The organism is Burkholderia sp. S171, assembly GCF_009766085.1.
Lineage (GTDB): Bacteria > Pseudomonadota > Gammaproteobacteria > Burkholderiales > Burkholderiaceae > Caballeronia.
This window is the reverse complement of sequence record NZ_LMUF01000052.1, coordinates 189,032-209,829: the sequence shown is the minus strand read 5'-3', so window position 1 is coordinate 209,829 and position 20,798 is coordinate 189,032. Positions and strand designations below refer to the sequence as shown.

Sequence of the window (20,798 nt, the reverse complement as noted above, 5' to 3'; positions counted from 1 at the left end):
CGTTACGCGAGGCTTTCGGCGACACCCGCCCAGACTAAAACTCAACCCAGCGGCACAGCCACGGCGAATAGATCACGAGCATTTGCTGGATCGGCGCGCGATGGCCGTAGGCGATCGTCGACACCACGAGCAGGCCGAGTCCGGCAAAGATCGGGCCTGGCATTCTGCGTGGTTGCTTGAAAAAGCGCCGCAGGAAGAACAGGGCGATTCCGCTGCCGAGGACCCATCCCGCTATCACTTCGCTCGGCGAGTGCGCTCCCTGCTCCACGCGGCAGAACCCGATCAGCGCGCCCAGTGCCAACCCCGACGCTGCACCCAGTCGATACCACTTCACATCCCTGCTGCCAGCGAGCAAACCGAACGCGACACCCCATACCGCCGACGTCAGCATTGTGTGACCGCTGATCATCCGGAAATCGATCGAACGCATTTCGATACCGCAGCCCGCGTAGAGAATCTTGGTCGCGCCCACCAAGGCGAGCGCGGCGGCAAGCGTTACCACCCAGATCAACGCTTCGCGCTTGTCGCTCGAGCGCAGCCATAACGCGCAACCGGCCGCGACCGGTAGGGTCAAGCCCGCATCGCCGAGATTAGTGATCGCGTTTAAAACAGTGATGCTCGTCATCCATCCCCCAAAAAAGCATGCGCCTGCCGCGGCACAAAGTACCGCGGCAGGCGCTTGTCGCGCTGTGACTACTGTTGAAATTATCGGCCCGTTACATTACTGCTCGGCGGCTTTCCTGCGTCCGGCCAACCGATATTCGGATGGCGAAATGGAGAGCCGCTTGCGGAATATTTTAGCCAATCCATCGCCGCTGCCGGCGCCGCACCGGCGCGCGATCTTGTCGACAGGAAGGTCGGTCGCCGCAAGCAGCATACAGCTCGCATCCAGCCGCGCACGCAACAAATATTCCGACGGTGTCAGCCCGATGTGGGCCTTGAAACAACGCAGGAAATTTCGTTCGCTCATATTTGCGACGTTTGCGGCATCCGCGATCGAAATCCGGTGGACGTAATTCTCGCGCATCCAGCGCGCGGCCGCGTTGATCTTTTGACGCACGCCGCCCGCGTCGGTGTCGTCGAGGACCGTCGAGAGCTTCGGCCATGCGCCTGGAACGAAACGCTCCGATACTTCTCGCGCGATCGACGGCCCGTAATCGCCCTGGATGATCGAAAGCGCAGCCGTGATCGGACCCTTGGGATCGTTGAGCGCGAGCGTTTGCCCCTCGGAAAAGAACGAACTCGCCAGCGCCGAAGCCGTAGTCGGATCCTCGAAGTCAGCCGCGCGAATCTGGGGCGGAAGACTGGCTGCTGCCAGAACCTGTGATCCTTCGCCGATAGCCCTCACGCACGAGATGTTCGACGCGACACGGGACAGGCGTTTCAGCAACTGCTGATCAAGCTTGGCGTGCTGCGCGCCGTCGCCACCCGCGATGAACAGTGCATCGCAATCGCTCATCGATTTCGTATCGAGGCTCTCGGTCCAGATGCGCATGGAGCAGCTACTTGCAACGCTGCCTCCATCGCTCGATAACAACAGCATCGTGTAGTTGGGTTTGGCGGCGGCCTGGTCCGCTAGCGGCTGAACTTCATTGGCGAGCGCAAACACCTCGGAGATCGAACTCACGTCGATAAGTGAAAAATCTTCGAAGATAAGGACACCGATGCGCTTGGGCATCGATCTCGTATCCGATGCTCTGGCGAATTCGCCTGCCGTGCTGGCATCGGCCGAACCCGCTACGTGCAGCCGGCCCGGATTGTTTGCGTGTTCCATCGACTCTTCTCCGTTGTCGATTCCGCGCAGTGGGAATCTGTGTCGCATGCGTCGCACTATACGCGGCGGGGGTAAAGAGAAAATGCACCCGGCTGAAAAGCGCGAGATGTTGGCAGATGTTTTCGATATTCCGGTAATAAGCTGGAGGAAATCGTGAGGCATGAGCCGAAATTAGGGCGCGTGGCGCTACGGTTTTTGGCCGCTTTGCCGGCATTTTCGGGTGTGCCCAAAAGAGAAAGGCCTTTGTCCGATTTATTAACGCGTTTAAATCGAATAAACTAAGAACGATAAATAAAAACGTGTATGTGCGGTCGCCAACACTACTTGAATGTTTTCATTAATTCAAACAACAAATGAAGCGTCTATTTCTTGAATTTGTCATTTTAACCGTGCCGCTGCCGCACTCGTGACAGATAAGATCCGGTAATTTTTCTTAGCGTATTTTTGACCGCATGTCGGCGTTTCGAAAATGCAACACTGCTCCTTTCGACGCACGGTTTCTGTACTCCCAGTGATCCACGTATGTACGGACGATCCTTATCCCACGGGCCTTAGAGCCGCATGAGCGGGATGTCGTATGACGCTCGATCCTCGCTCAAACGGGGTTCAATAAACACCGCCAATTCGCACTGTCATGCTCTTCCAGCGAGCCTAATCAATCTAAAAGATCGTGAATCCCATCGGCGCAAACGCAATGCCGGTCAGCAATCTTCGTTTGAATGATAGGAAGGACACGCATTGAGTAGATTTGAAATAGCGGCGTCAAGATTTTTCCGGCAACATTCTCGCTACATTCCGTCACGACAGCCTAAACGCTATGGGGACGTCCACGATGCACCGCAATGAAATTCGTGTCCGGCCGTGATGGGTTCGCTAAAACTTGCAGGGAAACGCCATGCCATACGCTAATGTAGAACACGCTGTCGTGGGGAGGCTGCAACCTGTGACTACCAGCTTTAACGCTCAGGTACACCGGATAGCAATCGTCCTGTTCGACGGCTTTTCGTTGCTCAGCGCTGGCTTCGTGGCAGAGGTCTTTCATATCGCCAATGAACTGGTGGTATCCAAGTCTAGAAACGACTGGACTTACGACGTACGGTTTCTTTCCGCGGACGGGGGCAATGTAGCCTGCTCCTCCTCGGTGAGCGTCTGGACCGACGGACTTGATGCGCGCCACTACGGCGGCTTTGACGCGCTCTTCGTGGCCGGCGGCAAGGGCGCCGAGAGCGCCGCACGCGACGAGCGGATCGTGGAATGGCTAAAGCGCGTGCGCTCCAATACGACCTCGGTCATGTCAATTGCCGAGGGCCGGAAAGTGCTGGACGCAGCCGGTATTGGTCACGCCCGGGTATCGCAGATGAAGATCGGCCCTTCGATGACGAGTCCGATGCGCGAAGAGCTCTGGAGCGAATCCAGCGACCGCTATGAATCGATGAAGGGCGCGCTTCTGCTGATCAAGCGCGATCTTGGCGTCGAGGTCGCTCGCGGTGTCGCGGAACGCCTGATGCCGGGCTGGACCACGAAGCTGGCGCCGCTGCTCTGCGATAACGGCACGGCTTCTGCCGGTGACAAGATCCGCACCGCGGCTCGCTGGCTGCAGGACAACTGCGAACGGCCTATCTCCGTGGTCAATGCAGCACAAGCCGCCGCCATGAGTGAGCGCAACTTCCTGCGTTGTTTCAAGATTGAAACGGGTACTACGCCTTCCGATTACCTGTTGCAAGCGCGCCTTGCCGTCGCCTGTACCCTGCTTACCGATTCCGAATTGCCAGTGGACAAAATCGCTCGCCGCAGCGGCATGGGCAACGGCGATCGCCTCGCCAAGATCTTCCGCAGGCGTCTGTTGATTTCACCGACCGAATACCGGACGCAAAGCCGTGGCGATACCGGTACCTGACCCATTGGAATATTGCTAGCTTTAGTCACGGTGCGGCGAACGGAACAGGCGGATTAAAGACGCCGCGCTCGACAACCGACACCAACAGTAGCGCCCGGTATCCGGGCTGATCAGAACCAATCAGAACCAATCAGAACCAATCAGAACCAATCAGAACCAATCAGAACCAATCAGAACCAATCAGAACCAATCAGAACATAGGATAACTAATATGGATACCCATGTAACGCAACGCCTTGGCGACCTGACCGGCGTGACGAATCCCTCGGGAATCGCAACGACTTGCCGGCGCCTGGTCCAGGTTATCCTCGCGGGCGGCTCGGGCACGCGGCTCTGGCCCATGTCGCGCGAGCAGTTCCCGAAGCAGCTTATCGGCGTGATGGGTTCGGAGTCGCTGCTGCAGTCCACCGTACTGCGCATGAAAGGCTTCCCGCAAGAGTGGGACGTGATGGCGGAGTCGGTGATCGTGTGCGGCGAAGAGCATCGCGCTGCAACCGAGGAGCAGGTTCGCGAAAGCGGCGTGAAAGCGCGCATCGTGGTGGAACCCGCACGTCGCGATACAGCGCCCGCGCTGACGCTTGCTGCGTTGACTGCATGCGCGGACGGCCAGGACGCAATCCTGATCGCCATGCCAGCGGATCACGCCATAGCGGATCTCGCGGCGCTGCACCGTTCAATTGTTATTGCAGCGCGTCATGCACAAAATGGCCATATCGCCACGCTCGGTGTCCCACCGACGCGTCCCGATACCGGCTTTGGCTATATCTGTCTCGGCGAGCCGCTGGCTGACGGCGCGCATGGTATTGACCGGTTCGTCGAAAAGCCGGTCGCCGAGCTTGCGGCGCAATATGTCGCAGCGGGCAACTACTGGTGGAACAGCGGTATTTTCGTCGTGCGTGCGTCTGTGTGGCTTGCCGTGCTCGAACAACTCCAGCCAATTATGTACGCGGCATGTGTCGCGTCGCACGAACAAGGTGATTTGTCTGGGGGATACTTGCGACCAGATGCAGCACAGTTCAAACAGTCGCCGTCGGACTCTATCGACTACGCAGTGATGGAGCATCTCGGGGCCGCCGATTCGCCCTTCAAGGGCGTGGTTGTTCCGCTGGAAGCCGGCTGGTCGGATCTCGGTTCGTGGGACGCCGTGTGGGACGCGACGGACAAGGACGAATCGGGCAACGTGGCAAGCGGGCGAGTGGTGTTCGAAGGCGCAACCGCGACCTACGCGCGCTCGGAAGGTGGACGGCTGGTTGCCTGCGTGGGCACGCAGAATTTGATCGTGGTGGAGACCGACGACGCCGTGCTGGTTTGCGACCGTTCGCGGGTCCAGGACATCAAGGGGCTCGTTGCGCGCATCAAGCTAGAGAAGGCGCCGGAAGCCGATGCCCACAGAAAGGTTCGGCGTCCGTGGGGTTTTTACGATTCGATCGATCGTGGTGAGCGCTTCCAGGTGAAACGCATTGTGGTAAATCCGGGAGCCCGGCTCTCGTTGCAAATGCATCACCACCGGGCCGAGCACTGGACCGTCGTGTGCGGTACGGCGCGCGTCACGCGCGGTAAAGAAGAATTCTTGCTGAGCGAAAACGAATCGACCTATATCCCGCTCGGCATGCTGCATCGTTTGGAAAATCCGGGCTGCGTACCGCTCGAGATCATTGAAGTGCAGTCCGGCAGTTACCTTGGCGAGGACGACATCGTTCGCTTCGACGACAAGTACGGCCGTTGCGGTTAAGCACTGCCAGAAGATCCTGGCAGGTTACATCCGCGGCTGCCGCATCAAAGCAGGCGTTACGGCTGGGCCCTGGCCAAAAGCTCTTGGGGCAAGACTGATCCGATGAAAATGGAGGGGACGCGTTGCGCACGATCCGTAGTACTCAGGAACTGGTCTTTCGGACTTGATATGAAAATCATCTTCGCAACGATCCTTAAAGGCTTACGCCACACCAACGCTTACTGAAAGTAAGAGGACGACCATCATGAACAGCGAAAAACAATCCGGCGTTTTCACGTCGAACAAGAACAGCCAAGGCGTACCGGCAACGCGGGTGGCCCTTTCCCTGGTGCTTGCCGCCATGCTTTCGGCCTGCGCCTGGGCACCTGGCCAGCATATGGCAATGCCGCCTACGCTGCCGGTCACCACCGCAGACAACGGCGACGTGACGACAGACGTGCCGGTTACGGTCAAGCAGATCGACCTGACGCTGATCCGCCAGATCCGTGCCGCCCAGACCGGCACCGCGCAGGCGACGACCAATCTCAACCTGTTCGCGAAGCCAGCGGGCTACAAGGTCGGACCGGGCGACGTCCTGCAAATCACGGTATGGGACCACCCGGAACTTGCCGCGGCACTGGGCCAGACGGGGGCGGTGAACACGCGGCCGGCGGATGCTGCGCCGGGCTTTGTCGTGGGTGGCGAGGGCAACATTCAGTTTCCCTATATCGTCAAGCCGATCCACGCGGCCGGCAAGACACCCGAGCAGCTCCAGCGTGAGATCTACACGGAGTTGAGCAAGGTATTCGTGAAGCCACAGGTTACCGTTCGCGTGGAGTCGTATCGGGCATCGCAAGTGTATATAGACGGCGATGTGCGCACCCCGGGATCGCAGGCGATCAACGACATTCCTATGACGCTCACCGAGGCCGTTGGCCGGGCAGGCGGCTTCATGCCGACTGCCGACCAGGGCCGCGTCACGATCACCCGCAATGGCACGAGCTATCCGGTGAATCTCTCGCAGATGCTGAAGACCGGCAAGAATCCCTCTGAGATCATCCTGCAACCGGGCGACATGTTGCACGTCAACGCGCGTGACGAAAACACGGTCTACGTGATGGGCGAAGTGGTCAAGCCGACGGCCGTGCTGCCGCAAAAGGATGGCACGCTCTCGCTCACCGAAGCGCTCTCGCAAGCGGGCAGCCTGAGTCAGACCACATCGGACGCGAGGCAACTCTTCGTGATCCGCCAGATTCCCGGCGACGAGCCGGTGGTCTACCACCTCGACGTAAAATCACCTGTGTCGATGATCCTTGCGAACCAGTTTCCGCTTGAGCCGAAGGACGTGGTTTATGTGGACAACAGCGGACTTGTGCGGGCTAGCCGCGTGCTTGACTTGTTGTTGCCGGCCATCAACGCTGGCTTGACCACGGCAGTTCTCACCAAGTAGTCCTGTTAGTCAGGTCCGGCGCGCAACCCGCACCGGACCCGCGATTGTTCGTTTGAGTGAGCGATAAAAAAATGGCCATGAACTTCGAAAGCCGCTATACGGACGTACTGTCGAGGCGAAGGAAATTCCGGTTATCCGACTATCTCGCAGCCATTGTGAGAAGCTGGCGGATCATCGTCATGGCCGCGCTCGTTGGCGGGTTGGCCGGCGCTATATATGCGTTTTTCGCGTCGCCGGTCTACAGGGCCGACGCGATTATCCAGGTCACCGAACCGAATCCGCAAGACAATAGCGGTGGCAATGCCAATGCGATGCCGGCAATGCCAGCAGTTTCGCAGATGTCCAATTCGCGCTCGACGACGGCGGCTGAGATCGAGTTGCTGCGCTCCCGGGCCAGCATTGAGGACACGGTGAAGAAGCTGCATCTTGATATCTCGGCGCGCCCGCATTACTTCCCCATTATCGGGGCCGCGATCGGCGGCTTCATCCACTCGCTCCATACACGCGATGGCCAGCCGCTGGCTCCATGGTTATCGAGCCTTACCTCGAGCTTCGCCTCGGGTGCCGAAGACATCGCCGTGTCGAAATTCGACACGCCAAAAAATCTCTATAACAAGAATTTGACGCTGACCGCCTCCGGCGCCGGCGAGTATGTGCTGCTTGATCCGGACGGTGTCGAGATCCTGCGCGGCGCGGTAGGCCATGAAGCAAGAGGGGCGGGCGCGTTCGGTGACGTGACGCTGCTGGTCGACAGGATGACGGGCAAACCCGGTTCGACGTTCGAGCTATCGCGGGCGTCCACGCTGGATACGGTGGCCGCACTGCAGCGCCGCTTGTCCGTTGTTGAAACCGCGTTGCATTCCGGCGTTGTCCAGATGAGCCTGGAAGGTCAGGATAGCGAACTGATCTCGAAGACGGTAAACGATATCGTCAGTCGTTTCGTGCAGCAGGATCTCGATACGCGGTCCACGGAAGTCGGCAAGACGCTTGCTTTCCTGGAGCAGCAACTGCCGCAGGTGCGCGCACAACTGCATGCGGCCGAGGCAAGCTACAAGACGTTTCGCAGCACCTCAGGTGTTGTCGACGTGAACGAAGGAAACCGGCTCTTGCTGCAGCAGGCGGTCGACAACAAGACGAAACTGCTTGGGCTCCAGCAGCAACGCGCGGAACTCTCGCAGCGCTTCACGTCGAGCTATCCGGCGGTGGCTGCGCTCGACGCGCAGATCGCTGCAGTGACGAAAGCGCAAGAAGCCGTGACAAAAAGTTTTTCGGTATTGCCGGACACGGAGCAAGACGCGGCGCGCCTTTCACGTGATGTCCGAGCCAACACCGAGCTCTACGCCAATCTGCAGAACAAGATCCAGGATCTCCGCATGGCGAAGGCTGGTCAGGTGGGCAACGTACGCGTCGTCGATTTTGCCGAAGCGCCCGACACCCCGGTCCGTCCCAAACGCCTGACTGCAATACTGATCAGCACTGCTGGCGGACTGATGCTCGGCATCCTGGTGGCCTTCGCCCGTAAGACGGTGTATGGCGGGGTCGAACGTCCGGAAGATATCGAGGACGCAGTGGGTGTGCGAGTGTTCGCCATCGTGCCGCGCAGCGGTCAGCAGCTTCGCCTGCAACAGAAGGTCAGCACGCGCACTCAGGGGCTTCACGTGCTCGCCTCAACATCTCCCGAAGACGCTGCAGTCGAAGGGATGCGCGGCTTGCGGACTTCGTTGCAACTGCAGATGGCCGATTCTCGCAACAACGTGCTGATGCTGACGGGCTCGCGTCCGAATGCCGGCAAGTCGTTCGTTTCGGTGAATCTGGCGACACTGGTTGCATCGACGAGAAAACGCGTCCTGCTGATCGACGGCGATATGCGTCGCGGCGATGTGCACTCGCATTTCGGCGTGCGTCACGCGCCGGGTTTGTCGGACGTTTTGATGGGCGCGGATATTGAAACGGCGGTGCTGCACGACGTGTCGCCCGGCGTGGACCTGTTGACGAAAGGTTCGCTGCCAGTCCATCCGTCGGAGCTTCTGATGAGCGACCGCATGCAGGAAGTGCTGGATTTCCTCAAGCGCCAGTATGACCTCGTCATCATCGACACCCCCCCGGTCCTCGCTGTCACCGATGCCACGCTGATTGGCAGGCACGCCGGCACGAGTTTGCTGGTGGTACGGCACGGATTCAACCAGGTGGAAGAGATAGGCGAGACCGTAAAGCGCTTGAATCTTGGCGGTGTGAGCATGAAGGGCATCTTGCTGACGGACGTACCGCAATCGAAACTGATGTCGGGCAGCGCGTATACCAGCTACTACAACTACGAAAGCATTCCGGGATGATGTTGGCACGCTAAAACGCTGAGGATACCGGAGGGGTTGCAACGCCGCTTCGACGACCAAGAGGTTGCGCAACTCCGTAAAAGAAGAGAATCGAATAAAAAGCGCCGGCTCTGCATGCAGAGCCGGCGCCTTCGTTTAATCGACGCAATGCCATTGCGCCGACGCCTTCAGCGTCATTGAAACAGCTTGGTCGCCTGGACCAGGGTGTTGATCACGCCCCAGGTCAGCGGCACGATTGCATAGATCCAGAACACGCCGAGCAACAGCTTGTTGGTCGGATGAGCGTCCAGCTCGTGGTTCAGGTTGGGTTGGGTGTTCATCGCATTCTCCGCGCTTGGGGTAGGTTCAGTGGATTCAGTCTGCCGCGAGTGCGGACGCGCTCATGTGATGTTTCTCATGCACGCGCTTCACCAGTAAGTTGCAGATAAAGCCGATCACCAGCAGTCCCGCCATGATGTGCAGCGTCGTGGTGTAAGCCTCCGCTTTCACCACGCCATGCGCCACTTCATATGCGCGAATGTAGTTCACCAGCACCGGACCTGCGATACCGGCCGCAGCCCACGCGGTCAGCAGGCGTCCATGAATACCGCCGACGAATTTCGTGCCGAACATATCGGCGAGATAAGCCGGGACGGTTGCGAAGCCACCGCCGTACATGGACAGGATCACGCAATACGAGAGCACGAAGAGCGCAACGTTGCCGCTCTGCGCAAATTGCGGCACGAGCAGGTACAACACCGCGCCGAGCACGAAGAAAACGAAGTACGTGTTCTTGCGCCCGATCCAGTCCGACGCCGATGCCCACACGAAACGCCCGCCCATGTTGAAGAGCGAAAGCAGGCCGACGAAACCGGCCGCGGCAGCCGCTGTGATCGATGCCTTGAAGCTCTCCTGGATCATCACCGACGCTTGGCCCAACACGCCGATCCCGGCCGTCACGTTGAGGAACAGCACCAGCCAGATCAGGTAAAACTGCGGCGTCTTCAACGCTTGGTCGATATGCACGTGATTGCGCGTGATCATCTTGTTGCCGTTGGTCACCGGCGGCGTCCAGCCCGCCGGTGTCCAGTTCGGACGCGGGACGCGGATGGCGAGCGCGCCGATTGACATCGAGATGAAATAGACGATGCCGAGCACCACGAAGGTCTCGGTCACGCCATTGCTGGTCGCGCTCTTGAAGTGATTCATCAGTGCCACGGAAGCCGGCGCCGCGATCATTGCACCGCCGCCGAAGCCCATGATCGCCATGCCGGTCGCCATGCCGCGCCGGTCAGGAAACCAGCGGATCAGCGTGGACACCGGCGAGACATAACCGAGCCCGAGCCCAATCCCGCCAATCACGCCGTAGCCGAGGTAGACGAGCACGATCTGATGCAGATGCACGCCGAGCGCCGCCACCAGGAAACCACCGCCGAAGCAGCAGGCGGCCGTGAACATGGTGCGCCGCGGGCCGACCTTCTCCAGCCATTTGCCGGCGAATGCCGCCGACAACCCGAGGAACACGATGGCCAGCGAGAAGATCCAGCCGAGCGTGGTCAACGACCAGTCGTCCGGGGCCGACCCCGTGATCCCGATCACCCGCGTGAGGGGTGCGTTGAAAACGGAAAACGCGTAAGCCTGGCCTATACACAGGTGCACCGCCAACGCGGCGGGCGGCACCATCCAGCGCGAAAATCCAGGTTTTGCGATGGTTGCTTCTTTAGAAAAAAATCCGGGTGAACCGGTAATTGGGCTGCCGGTGTGCGAGCTCATTCTGGGTCTCCAATCTGGTTTATTTGCGCTGTTTATCGTTTGCTTTTTTATAGATGAACTTCAATAGGCTCTTGGCAGCGCTGCCGAGAAGCCGTTCATCGTCGTCACTGGATATGTACGAAAAAGAAGTAAAAACGGATGCGGATATATGATGTGGTTTTTCATAATATAACTTTACTGATGCTTCCCTTCCACGATAGTTAAGGCATCGTATAGTTGCAATAGGATATGTTCAGACATAAGCATTTATACCAATAGGGCATTCCTTGCTTCTACCGGCCTGGCCCCTTCTGAATCAGTAAAAACAGGAATCTTCAATAGTCTTCAGGTAAACGCTGGTAATAACTCCTATAGCATTGGCTTTGCGGCGAGATAAATCGGGCTCACGAATGTGACTGATTAATTCGCGTTTTCCCGAAGAACGCTTTGTACCGCTGTGCGCATTAAAGATGGCTCCGGCCAATGAAAAAATGCGAAAGCGGCGGGGACCGAAGTGTGCAGACCAGATGCCGTGCACCGGCGTCAGACAATTTTCGCCAGTCTTTGCGACGCGGCTTTCGTCGGCTACCCTGTACGAACGCCCGCGTCTGGAAGCGGGTTCTGATGAATTTCCTCGCAGTTTCATACGATGAATCGAAGCTTGAAGAAACATCAAGCCGTCGCATGAACGGCGCAGGATTTGCACGGCGAAGGCGCGGCACACCTTCGTCAAACCCCACGCGTTGCGCCACGCCGAAAGTGATGGACGGCTTACGCAGCGCGTTATCTCACCTTAGGGAGCACGTTCGATGAGCACGATCAAGACGAAGGACGGCACGGAAATTTTCTACAAGGACTGGGGTTCGGGCAAAACGGTGGTGTTTTCGCATGGGTGGCCGCTGGATGCGGACGCGTGGGACGCGCAGATGTTGTTCATGGTCCAGAAGGGCTACCGGGTCATCGCGCATGACCGGCGGGGCCATGGGCGTTCCGGTCAGCCGGGGCAGGGCAATGACATGGACACTTACGCCGACGACCTGGCCGCGGTGCTCGACGCATTGGACGTGAAAGACGCCATGCTGGTGGGCCATTCCACGGGCGGTGGCGAGGTCGCGCGTTATATCGGGCGTCATGGGACCGGGCGGGTATCGAAGGCCGTGCTGATCGGCGCGGTGCCGCCGTTGATGTTGAAGACGGAAGCGAATCCAGGCGGCTTGCCGAAAGACGTATTCGACGGAATCCGCGCAGGCGTGGCAGGCGATCGCTCGCAGTTCTACAAGGATCTGGCCGTGCCGTTCTTCGGCTATAACCGCGACAACGCGAAGAAATCGCAGGGCGTGATCGATACGTTCTGGGCGCAGGGAATGTTGGGCGGGATCGTGGGGCAGTACGCGTGTGTCAGGGAGTTTTCAGAAGTCGATTACACCGAAGACCTGAAAAAATTCGATGTGCCGACCCTGATCCTGCACGGTGACGACGACCAGATCGTGCCAATCGATGCAGCCGGAAAACACTCGGCGAAGATCGTCAAGAACGCGACGCTCAAGGTGTATCCGGGCGGCGCGCACGGCATGTGCGTGGTCGAGGCTGACAAGGTGAACGCGGACTTGCTCGAGTTTGCATCGAGCTAAAAGCAGGGACGCGCCGGCGGAGGAATCTGCCGGCGCGGGAACCGTTATTTCTTCACCGGATGAGCGCGCCGGAACACCATCCATCGCGGTGATTTAAACCGGACGATGCTGACGTACAGCCAGACGTAGGTGAACGCAAACACCACGACAAAGCAGAATAGATGCAACGTGTGCCGCCAGAACAGCGTGGCGGGAATCACGGCAACCAGACACAGCAGCCACAAATACGGCGATGTCAGCGAATTGCGCCGCGTAATTTCACGCGCGTTCTGCGCGCCGACGGCCCAGCGCATCAGGCGCTTATAAACCAGCATATGCAGATGCACGCCATCGGGAATTCCAGGAGAGATCCCGCGAATAAACTTCTTCCGATAGATCGAGAAACACGTTTCGAAGATCGGGTACATGAAGAGCAGCACCGGGAACCACGCTGAGACATCGCGGTTGCGCATCACGAGCATGATGGACAGCTCGGCGAGCATGAAGCCGATGAAATACGCGCCGCCATCGCCGAGAAAAATCAGTCCGGCCGGGAAGTTCCAGATGAAGAAGCCCATCACCGCGCCCATCATGATCAGCGATGCCGATAACACCACCGGGTCGTGGACCTGGAACGCAACGTATGCGAGCGACGCAAACATCATGAACGCGACCATGGACGCGAGTCCGTTGAAGCCGTCGATGATATTGATCGCGTTGGCCAAAGCCGCCACAGCCACCACGGTCACGAGACACGAGATCACGCCGTAGGTCAGCAGGAAGTCCAGTGGCGGAACGCTGATACGCGTGACCGCAATCCCCAGCAAGAAGTACGCGAGCGCGGCAGCGGCCATCGTGCAAACAAGGCGTACAACCGGCGTGACCCGCTTGGTCAGGTCCTCAACGAGTCCTGAAAAAAACGCCGGCATCCCGCAAGCAACAATGGCGAGAATTCCACTCGATACAACCGGATAGGTCCATCGAAGCTGCACGGCCGAGACGGCGAGTCCGACCAGAATTCCGATCCCGCCGACACGCGGCACGGACCGCGCGTGAAACTTCTGCACGCCGGCAAAATCGCTATCGCCGGAAAGACCTTCGTGCAAATGGGCAAACCGCACGATCAACAGCGTGATGAGTAGCGAAACAAGAAAACCGAGCGCAAAACTGAGCATGAAAAATAACCACTAAGAAGAACGCGTCAGGCGGGGCCGCTTGGGCGACGCCTGAACCAGAACGTCAGGCAAAACCCTTCGGGTTCTGCGACTGCCAGCGCCAGTGATCGACGCACATGCGCTCGATCCCATGTTCCGCTTGCCAGCCAAGCAGCTTCGCAGCGGCGGCCGGGTCAGCGAAACACTCGGCGATATCGCCCGGACGGCGCGCGACGAGTTCATACGGCACGGGCTTGCCCGACGCCACTTCGAACGCCTTCACCACGTCAAGCACGCTATAACCCGTGCCCGTGCCCAGGTTCACCACAAAGCTGCTGTCGAGCGACTCCAGCGCATCGAGCGCCTTGATATGACCACGCGCCAGATCGACCACATGAATGTAATCACGCACGCCGGTGCCATCGTGGGTCGCGTAATCGCTGCCGAAAATACGCAGGCGTTCCAGCTTGCCCACTGCCACTTGCGCGACATACGGCATCAGGTTGTTCGGCACGCCCGCCGGATCTTCGCCGATCAAGCCGCTTTCGTGCGCGCCGACCGGATTGAAGTAACGCAGCGTCGCGATACGCCACGCCGGATCCGAGAGTTCCAGATCGCGCAAAACCTGCTCGGCGATCAGCTTCGATTGCCCGTAGGGATTCGTTGCCGACAACGGAAAGGACTCGTCGATAGGCACGCTTTTCGGCACGCCATACACCGTCGCCGACGAGCTGAAGACGAATTTCTTCACATTGCGCGCGCGTAGGGTGTCGAGCAGCACAAGCAGGCTGTCGATGTTGTTGCGGTAATACTCGATCGGTTTCGCCACCGATTCGCCCACTGATTTCAACGCGGCGAAATGGATTGCGCCGGTGATGGCGTGTTCATCGAAAATGCGGGTGAGGGCGGTTTCATCGCGGACGTCGGCTTCGTAGAATGCCAGCGTCTTGCCCGTAATCTGCTCCACGCGTTTGAGCGCTTGCGCGTTGCTGTTCACGAGGTTATCGATCACGACAACGCCGTAACCCGCATTCAGCAATTCGACGCAAGTATGCGAGCCGATAAACCCGGCGCCGCCCGTTACGAGGATCGTGCCCTTCGCGCTTGTGTGACCATTCATGAATAACGCTCCCGGAGGGGTGATTTAGAGTGAAACGCCGGTAACCGCGCGTATTGTGCCTTTATAACGCTCGACGACTGCGTTTTCGTCGAATTCGCGCGCCACCTTGGCGCGGCCCGCCACGCCCATTTCAGCGCGCGCCGCGTGGTCCAGCAACAGCATCTGCTCCATGCGTTGCGCGAGACTGTCGGCGCTTTTTACGTCGCACAGCAGGCCCGTTACGCCGTTGTCGACGACTTCGCGGCAGCCGGGGACATCGGTGGCGACAATCGGGCGCCCCATGGCCGACGCCTCCATCAACGTCCGCGGAACGCCTTCACGATACGACGGCAGCACCACGCAATCCGCATTGCCGATAAACGCACGGACGTCTTGCGCCTCGCCGAGATAGTCGATGACCCCTTCGCGCTGCCAGGCCTGCACTTCGTCGAGCGTGATGGCGCTGGGGTTGTCGACGCCCACGGGTCCGAGCAGCTGGAACCGCGCGTACGGATAGGTTTGGCGCAGCCGGCGGGCTGCATCGACGTATTCCGCGACGCCTTTATCCCACAGCAGACGGCCAATTAAAACGAAAAAAAAGCCTTCCGTCTGCGGGTTGGCGCGCGGTAGCGGCTGATAAGCGTAGTCGCCGAGATCGACGCCTTCGCCGTGCAGCAGGCGCGCACGCTCCGGATGAACCAGCAAGTCCTGGTCGATGAAAGCCTGCCGGTCGTCCTGGTTCAGGAACCACACTTCGCGTGGAAACCGGAACGCAAAACGGTAAAGCTGCTTCGCTACGTTCGCCGTCCGGCTCTTCTGGATGAACACATAACCCAGCCCAGTCGTGACCGCGATGGACGGAACGCCCGCGAGTTTCGCCGCGATCGACCCGTAGATGTTCGGTTTGATCGTGTAGTGAAACACCATGTGCGGCCGGGTTGCGCGGTATTCGCGATATAGCGCGGCCAGGGTCTTGAGGTCATCGCGGGGATTGGTGCCTTTCGACGCGACCGGCAGCTCGACGCATCGGCAGCCCATTTCTTCCAGCGGTGCGAAAGTCCGGTCGCGTGGCGCGATCACGGAGACTTCGACGCCGCGTTCGATCAGCATCCGCAGCAAGCCGCGCCGGTAGGTGTAGATCGCCCACGCGGTGTTGCAGACAAGGGCAATGCGAAGGCGGGATTTCTCTGCGTTCATTCGATCGGTTTTAAATACGGTAGGTCAGGCGCTGGATGAAGAGCATGAAGCAAGGACTTGCCTCATGCGCGAAACAACCGCGTTTTCAACGCGCGCAGCGCGCCGTAAGGCAGCATCAGATGCGCGATGTTTTTCACTACCCCAAGCCAGTCGGGCAGGTTCGTCAAGCGCATGTATTTCAATTGCAGCCGCAGTGTAGACAGCGTTTGTGTCCGGCGTTTCGTCGCGCTGATCCCTTGCTCATTCAGTTCGTAATACACGCCGAACTCCGGCAGGTTCGCGCAGTCGTGGTCTTGCATCAGGCGCAGGAACAAATCGAGATCCTCCGCCGCCGGATATTCCGCGCGATAGTTGCCGGCGTCCATCATGGCGGGGACGCGCAGCATCATCGTCGGATGGGAGAAGCAGGAGCGCAGCAGCATGACGCGGCGAATCACTGCCGGTTCGGCGGGCGGGCGAAGGTCGAACAGCGGCGCGCCCTCCATGCTCACCACATGCGTCCACATGCCGAGCGCCGCCGTTTCCGGATGCGCTGCCATATACGCGCGCTGCTTTTCCAGCCGATACGGCGTCGCCAGATCGCCCGCATCGATGCGCGCCGCGTACTTGACACCGCGTTCCGCCAACGCGGCCACGCCCGTTTGCAACGCCAGCTCGATACCGCCGTTGCGCGGCATCCGCAGCACCTCGACCACGAGGTTCGCCACCGACGGCGCGACGATGGGCGGCAGGCTGCCGTCATCGACGATCAGCACTCGTACCGGTGCGCGCTCGCAGAACGATGCCAGCGTGCGCTCCAGATCGTGCTGAGCGTTGAACACGGGGATCAGCACGGTGACGTCATCGAGCGTCAGGGGTGACATGGCCGTGGTGGATGAAGAACCCGTCATACCCGCAGCCTGAAGCGAATGTAGTAGAAGTTGACCGATGCCGCCGCGAGATAGCCCGCCGCCAGCCCGATCAGCGCGCCGTAGCTGCCCATGCGCGGAATCGCGATCAGGTTCACCACGAAAGCCACCGCCAGCGCCAGCAGCCACTTGGCGAGCAACACAAATTTTGCCTGGTATTTAAGCACGACAAGATTCCCGATCGCTTCGATACCCGCCGGCACCGAAAGCCATACCGCCCATCGGAAGATGCTGATGGATTCGGTATAAGCCGGTCCGAACACGCGCGAGATGATGAAACCCGCGAGCAGGTCCAGCACGATCGCGCCGCCGATCATCAGCGCGGCCGTCATGGCGATCAACCGGCCGACGTTGCGCTTCAGCTTCACGGCATCGTGCACGCGATAAACGAACGCCGGGGCGATCGTCTGCGCGAGCATCAGCGCAAGGGTGATCCAGTTTTCGTTGAGTTGCTGCGCGGCGGAATACCGGCCGAGATCGGCGAACGAAATGTGGCGTTCGAGCATGAGCCGGTCCAGCTTCAGGAACAGGTACATGCAAATCAGGCCGAGCCAGAACACCGTGCCGGCGCTGGCGAAGTGGCGGAACAGCGAGCGGTCGATATGCCAGCCGAGCTTGCCGCCGTGTCGATGCACGTAGTACAGCATCAACACGCCGCCGATAACCGCCGCTTCCAGCGCCCACAGCCAGCCGAAGCGCGCCGGGCTTGCCGCTGCGCGCACGAGCACATACACAAGCGCGGCTTTGGCGATCGCCGTGAGCATGCTGGTCAGCAATTGCGGTTTGCTGTACGTCATGCTTTGCAGCCACGCGTTGATCACGCCGACGAACGGCTCGCGGAACAGCATGGTCACCGCGAGGCCGGCGAGCATGGCGCCGACGAGGGGATCGGTGAAACCCGCTCCAATGCCGATCCAGGTCAGGACCAGCGCCGCCGCGGATACGCCCATGCGCAATGCGAACGCGCTGCCGAGCACCGTGCCGAGCTGGCCGGGCGGCCGATTCACGATGGTCGGCACGAGGATTTCGGCGCCGCACACCCAGGTGATGGGCGAGAGCACGAGCAGCAGCGTGTTGGCGTATTGCCATTTGCCGAAGACATCCGGGCCAAAGTAGCGCGCGAGCAGGCCGCTGATGGCAATGGCGACCGCGATCTGCGTGAGGCGCTCGAGCCCAAGCCAGACGATATTCGCAAGCGCCTTGGTAACGTCGGGGTTCTTGATCCGTTTCAGCATCCGCGGGCGGCGCCTGACGTGGCTGTGGCTGTCCTGGCCAATGTTGTGGCCATTGCCGTAGCCATGATAGGCATGGCGCTTGCGGTAGGACAGCCGCCCGGGGTTGCTGCAATGCTTGCAGCCAACCTGCCGGGAACCGTCAATCTAGGAGCGGTTTCCCGCCATTCGGTGTGACGTTTGTACTTCGCGGTGAAAAAGCGTCCGGGCATTGGATTAGAATATTTGCGCAGGTCCGCGCGGAAAGACTGCGATTATAGGTGCGAACCGTGCGCGCAACCGCGTGGTTGACGCGTGGCCGATACTCGCTGAGGGGGCTCAGGAGGGGGGGCAACGGGCGGGAAGTCACGCGATACGAATTTCTTTCGTTATTTTTTGCGTTTCGTCCGGTATTGTTTCTGGCCGTTCGTGCGTTGGCCGAGTCAGGCCGTATTGTTGGCCGCAGGTCTGTATCAAGGGGTCTCCGTGACCCGGGACGCTTCGGGATGCCCCGGAACCATTTAAATTATTAGTCAGGTAGCCATTCCATGAGTCAGTCACCGCAAGTACCCGTACCCGTTACTCAGTCCATATTCAAGGCCTACGACATTCGCGGGATCGTGGGCAAAACCGTCGATGCCGGCGTCGCGCGCAAAATCGGCCGCGCTTTCGGCAGTGAGATCCGCAAACAAGGTGGCGACTCGGTCGTCGTGGCCCGTGACGGCCGTCTGTCGGGCCCGGAGCTCGTTGGCGCGCTTGCTGACGGCTTGCGTGAAGCCGGCGTGGACGTGGTCGACCTTGGCATGGTGCCTACGCCCGTGGGTTATTTCGGCGCCAGCGTGCCGCTCGCGCTGCCTGCGGGCGAGCGGCGCGTGGATTCGTGCATCGTGGTGACAGGGAGCCACAATCCGCCCGACTACAACGGCTTCAAGATGGTGCTGCGCGGCGCCGCCATCTATGGTGACCAGATCCAGGCGCTGTATCAGCGCATTGTGAATGACGACTTCACGAGCGGTGAGGGCACGTACACCGAATACGATATCCAGCAGGTGTACCTGGACCGGATTGTCAGCGACATCAAGCCTGTGCGTCCGATGAAGATCGTGATCGATGCGGGTAACGGCGTGGCTGGCGAACTTGCGCCGCGTCTGTTCAAGGCGTTGGGTTGCGAGATTGTTGAGCTGTTCACGGATATTGACGGGACGTTCCCGAATCACCATCCGGATCCGGCGCATGCGGAAAACCTGCAGGACGTGATCAAGGCGTTGAAGGAGACGGATGCGGAAATCGGTTTTGCCTTCGATGGCGATGGTGACCGTCTGGGTGTGGTCACGAAGGATGGCCAGATCATTTATCCGGATCGCCAGTTGATGTTGTTTGCGCAGGAAGTGTTGTCGCGTAACAAGGGCGGGCAGATCATTTATGACGTGAAGTGCACGCGCAATCTGGCTAAGTGGGTACGGGACCAGGGCGGCGAGCCGGTGATGTGGAAGACGGGTCACTCGCTGGTCAAGGCCAAGCTGCGGGAAACGGGCGCGCCGTTGGCGGGTGAGATGAGCGGTCACGTGTTTTTCAAGGATCGCTGGTATGGCTTTGATGATGGCCTTTATACCGGCGCGCGGCTGCTTGAAATTCTGTCGCGGGTGGCTGATCCGAGCAAGCTGCTCAATGATTTGCCGAATTCGCTTTCGACGCCTGAGTTGCAGCTGAAGCTGAATGAGGGTGAGAATTTTGAGTTGATCGCGAAGATGCAGAAGAACGCGAAGTTCACCGGTGCGGATGATGTGCTGACTATTGATGGGCTGCGGGTGGAGTATCCGGATGGTTTCGGGCTCGCACGGTCGTCGAATACCACGCCGGTGGTGGTTATGCGGTTTGAAGCCGACAGCGAGGAAGCGCTCAAGCGGATTCAGGAAGATTTTCGCCGGGTGATTTTGGCGGAGAAGGCTGATGCCAATTTGCCATTCTGAGGTTGTTCGCACTTAGGGTTGGGGGGGCGGGGGCGGGGGGCGGCGGCCTGGTGGTCCGGGGGGCCCGGTTGCCAGGTTCTAGCGGTAGCGGTTGGAGTCGTCGCTGGGGTGCTGCTCTCCGGGTTAGTGGTCTGCCTGACTCGGATATTCTCTTTATCACTGTTAGCCACTGTGCGTGGCGGCACGTCATTTCTTTGTCCAAAGCGACAAAGAAACGAACCAAAGAAAACGCTTTCACCGCTCTACCCTAAGTGTCCACAGCGTGCAGTTTCATTCATAGGCGCCCCAAAAGCACGGTGCTCGCCAGAACGGAGGATGTTTGAAACCCTCCTTCTCGCGAATCCCGACATAGACACGCTTCGCCACCAGTGTTCTCGGGCAAGCACGAACGCCTACGAACCAAGACCGCCTCAGGTGTATCGGCGGCTTCATTTCGTGGTCGGTTGGCTGCTTGATTAGCTGGTCGGCGCTTATTTTCGTAATTCGCGAACTCAGCCGTATTTCCGACCCTGTTTCTCGGCGCCTTGGTGGGTGGTGGGTGATGGTTTGGCGGCTCGGCGGGTTGGTGGGTTGGCGACGTGGCTCGACGTGCGTACTGATTTTATGGGCGGTTTACGCGGATAGCGCGGGGTGTTCCTTGGGCGGGTTCAGTCACTGGTGGCGAAGCGTGTCAGGACCTGTGTACGGAGAAGGAGGGTTTCAAACATCGGTGGTTCTGGCGAGCACCGTGCTTTTGGGGCACCTATGAAATGG

Annotated in this window: 16 protein-coding genes; 6 read left to right on the top strand and 10 right to left on the bottom strand. The window is 59.5% G+C overall.

Going from position 1 to position 20,798, the window contains the following annotated elements; translation table 11 throughout:
- Positions 1-34 precede the first annotated feature (34 nt).
- Together GSQ93_RS29905 and GSQ93_RS29900 are read right to left on the bottom strand one after the other, a co-directional pair.
- Positions 35-625, bottom strand: coding sequence for a phosphatase PAP2 family protein (locus GSQ93_RS29905; RefSeq protein WP_158939366.1), 591 nt, complete (start codon positions 623-625; stop codon positions 35-37).
- A gap of 96 nt (positions 626-721) precedes the next feature.
- Positions 722-1,774, bottom strand: a complete 1,053-nt coding sequence (locus tag GSQ93_RS29900; RefSeq protein ID WP_158939364.1) for a GlxA family transcriptional regulator — start codon at positions 1,772-1,774, stop codon at positions 722-724.
- Between the two features lie 895 nt (positions 1,775-2,669).
- Here GSQ93_RS29900 and GSQ93_RS29895 point away from each other — a divergent pair.
- The 4 genes from GSQ93_RS29895 (at position 2,670) to GSQ93_RS29880 (ending at position 9,165) form a co-directional block, all read left to right on the top strand.
- Positions 2,670-3,671, top strand: coding sequence for a GlxA family transcriptional regulator (locus GSQ93_RS29895; protein WP_158939362.1), 1,002 nt, complete (start codon positions 2,670-2,672; stop codon positions 3,669-3,671).
- Positions 3,672-3,882: 211 nt separating this feature from the next.
- Complete coding sequence (locus GSQ93_RS29890; RefSeq protein ID WP_158939360.1) at positions 3,883-5,403, top strand: mannose-1-phosphate guanylyltransferase/mannose-6-phosphate isomerase; 1,521 nt, start codon at positions 3,883-3,885, stop codon at positions 5,401-5,403.
- A 340-nt stretch (positions 5,404-5,743) separates the two neighbouring features.
- On the top strand, positions 5,744-6,832 hold the full coding sequence (locus GSQ93_RS29885) for a polysaccharide biosynthesis/export family protein (RefSeq protein ID WP_254074158.1): 1,089 nt from the start codon (positions 5,744-5,746) through the stop codon (positions 6,830-6,832).
- Positions 6,833-6,909: 77 nt separating this feature from the next.
- On the top strand, positions 6,910-9,165 hold the full coding sequence (locus GSQ93_RS29880; RefSeq protein WP_367889790.1) for a polysaccharide biosynthesis tyrosine autokinase: 2,256 nt from the start codon (positions 6,910-6,912) through the stop codon (positions 9,163-9,165).
- 173 nt (positions 9,166-9,338) lie between these two features.
- On the opposite strand, the gene GSQ93_RS29875 is transcribed toward GSQ93_RS29880, so the two are convergent.
- The 3 genes from GSQ93_RS29875 to GSQ93_RS29865 all read right to left on the bottom strand — a co-directional run bounded on the left by GSQ93_RS29875 (position 9,339) and on the right by GSQ93_RS29865 (position 11,602).
- Entirely contained in the window at positions 9,339-9,485 is a 147-nt protein-coding gene (locus tag GSQ93_RS29875) for an oxalate:formate antiporter (RefSeq protein WP_158939354.1), read from the bottom strand.
- Positions 9,486-9,519: 34 nt separating this feature from the next.
- Positions 9,520-10,917, bottom strand: a complete 1,398-nt coding sequence (locus tag GSQ93_RS29870; protein WP_158939352.1) for an OFA family MFS transporter — start codon at positions 10,915-10,917, stop codon at positions 9,520-9,522.
- 295 nt (positions 10,918-11,212) lie between these two features.
- Positions 11,213-11,602, bottom strand: coding sequence for a hypothetical protein (locus GSQ93_RS29865; protein WP_158939350.1), 390 nt, complete (start codon positions 11,600-11,602; stop codon positions 11,213-11,215).
- 103 nt (positions 11,603-11,705) lie between these two features.
- Between GSQ93_RS29865 and GSQ93_RS29860 the strand changes: the two genes are divergently transcribed.
- Positions 11,706-12,527, top strand: coding sequence for an alpha/beta fold hydrolase (locus tag GSQ93_RS29860; protein ID WP_158939348.1), 822 nt, complete (start codon positions 11,706-11,708; stop codon positions 12,525-12,527).
- Positions 12,528-12,571: 44 nt separating this feature from the next.
- Here GSQ93_RS29860 and GSQ93_RS29855 read toward each other — a convergent pair whose 3' ends face one another.
- The 5 genes from GSQ93_RS29855 to GSQ93_RS29835 form a co-directional block, all read right to left on the bottom strand.
- Entirely contained in the window at positions 12,572-13,681 is a 1,110-nt protein-coding gene (locus GSQ93_RS29855; protein WP_158939346.1) for a glycosyltransferase, read from the bottom strand.
- A gap of 64 nt (positions 13,682-13,745) precedes the next feature.
- Complete coding sequence (gene galE / locus GSQ93_RS29850) at positions 13,746-14,780, bottom strand: UDP-glucose 4-epimerase GalE (protein ID WP_158939344.1); 1,035 nt, start codon at positions 14,778-14,780, stop codon at positions 13,746-13,748.
- Between the two features lie 24 nt (positions 14,781-14,804).
- The gene (locus GSQ93_RS29845) at positions 14,805-15,956 is read right to left on the bottom strand and encodes a glycosyltransferase family 4 protein (RefSeq protein WP_158939342.1); all 1,152 of its coding nucleotides are present in this window, start codon (positions 15,954-15,956) and stop codon (positions 14,805-14,807) included.
- 62 nt (positions 15,957-16,018) lie between these two features.
- Positions 16,019-16,846 (bottom strand): glycosyltransferase, encoded by an 828-nt coding sequence (locus tag GSQ93_RS29840; RefSeq protein WP_158939341.1) that lies wholly within the window; start codon positions 16,844-16,846, stop codon positions 16,019-16,021.
- Positions 16,843-18,099, bottom strand: a complete 1,257-nt coding sequence (locus GSQ93_RS29835; protein ID WP_158939339.1) for an oligosaccharide flippase family protein — start codon at positions 18,097-18,099, stop codon at positions 16,843-16,845. The genes GSQ93_RS29840 and GSQ93_RS29835 overlap by 4 nt, the downstream gene beginning before the upstream one ends.
- 524 nt (positions 18,100-18,623) lie before the next feature.
- On the opposite strand from GSQ93_RS29835, the gene GSQ93_RS29830 reads away from it, so the two are divergent.
- Positions 18,624-20,045, top strand: coding sequence for a phosphomannomutase/phosphoglucomutase (locus GSQ93_RS29830; protein WP_158939337.1), 1,422 nt, complete (start codon positions 18,624-18,626; stop codon positions 20,043-20,045).
- The last annotated feature ends 753 nt before the right edge of the window (positions 20,046-20,798 follow it).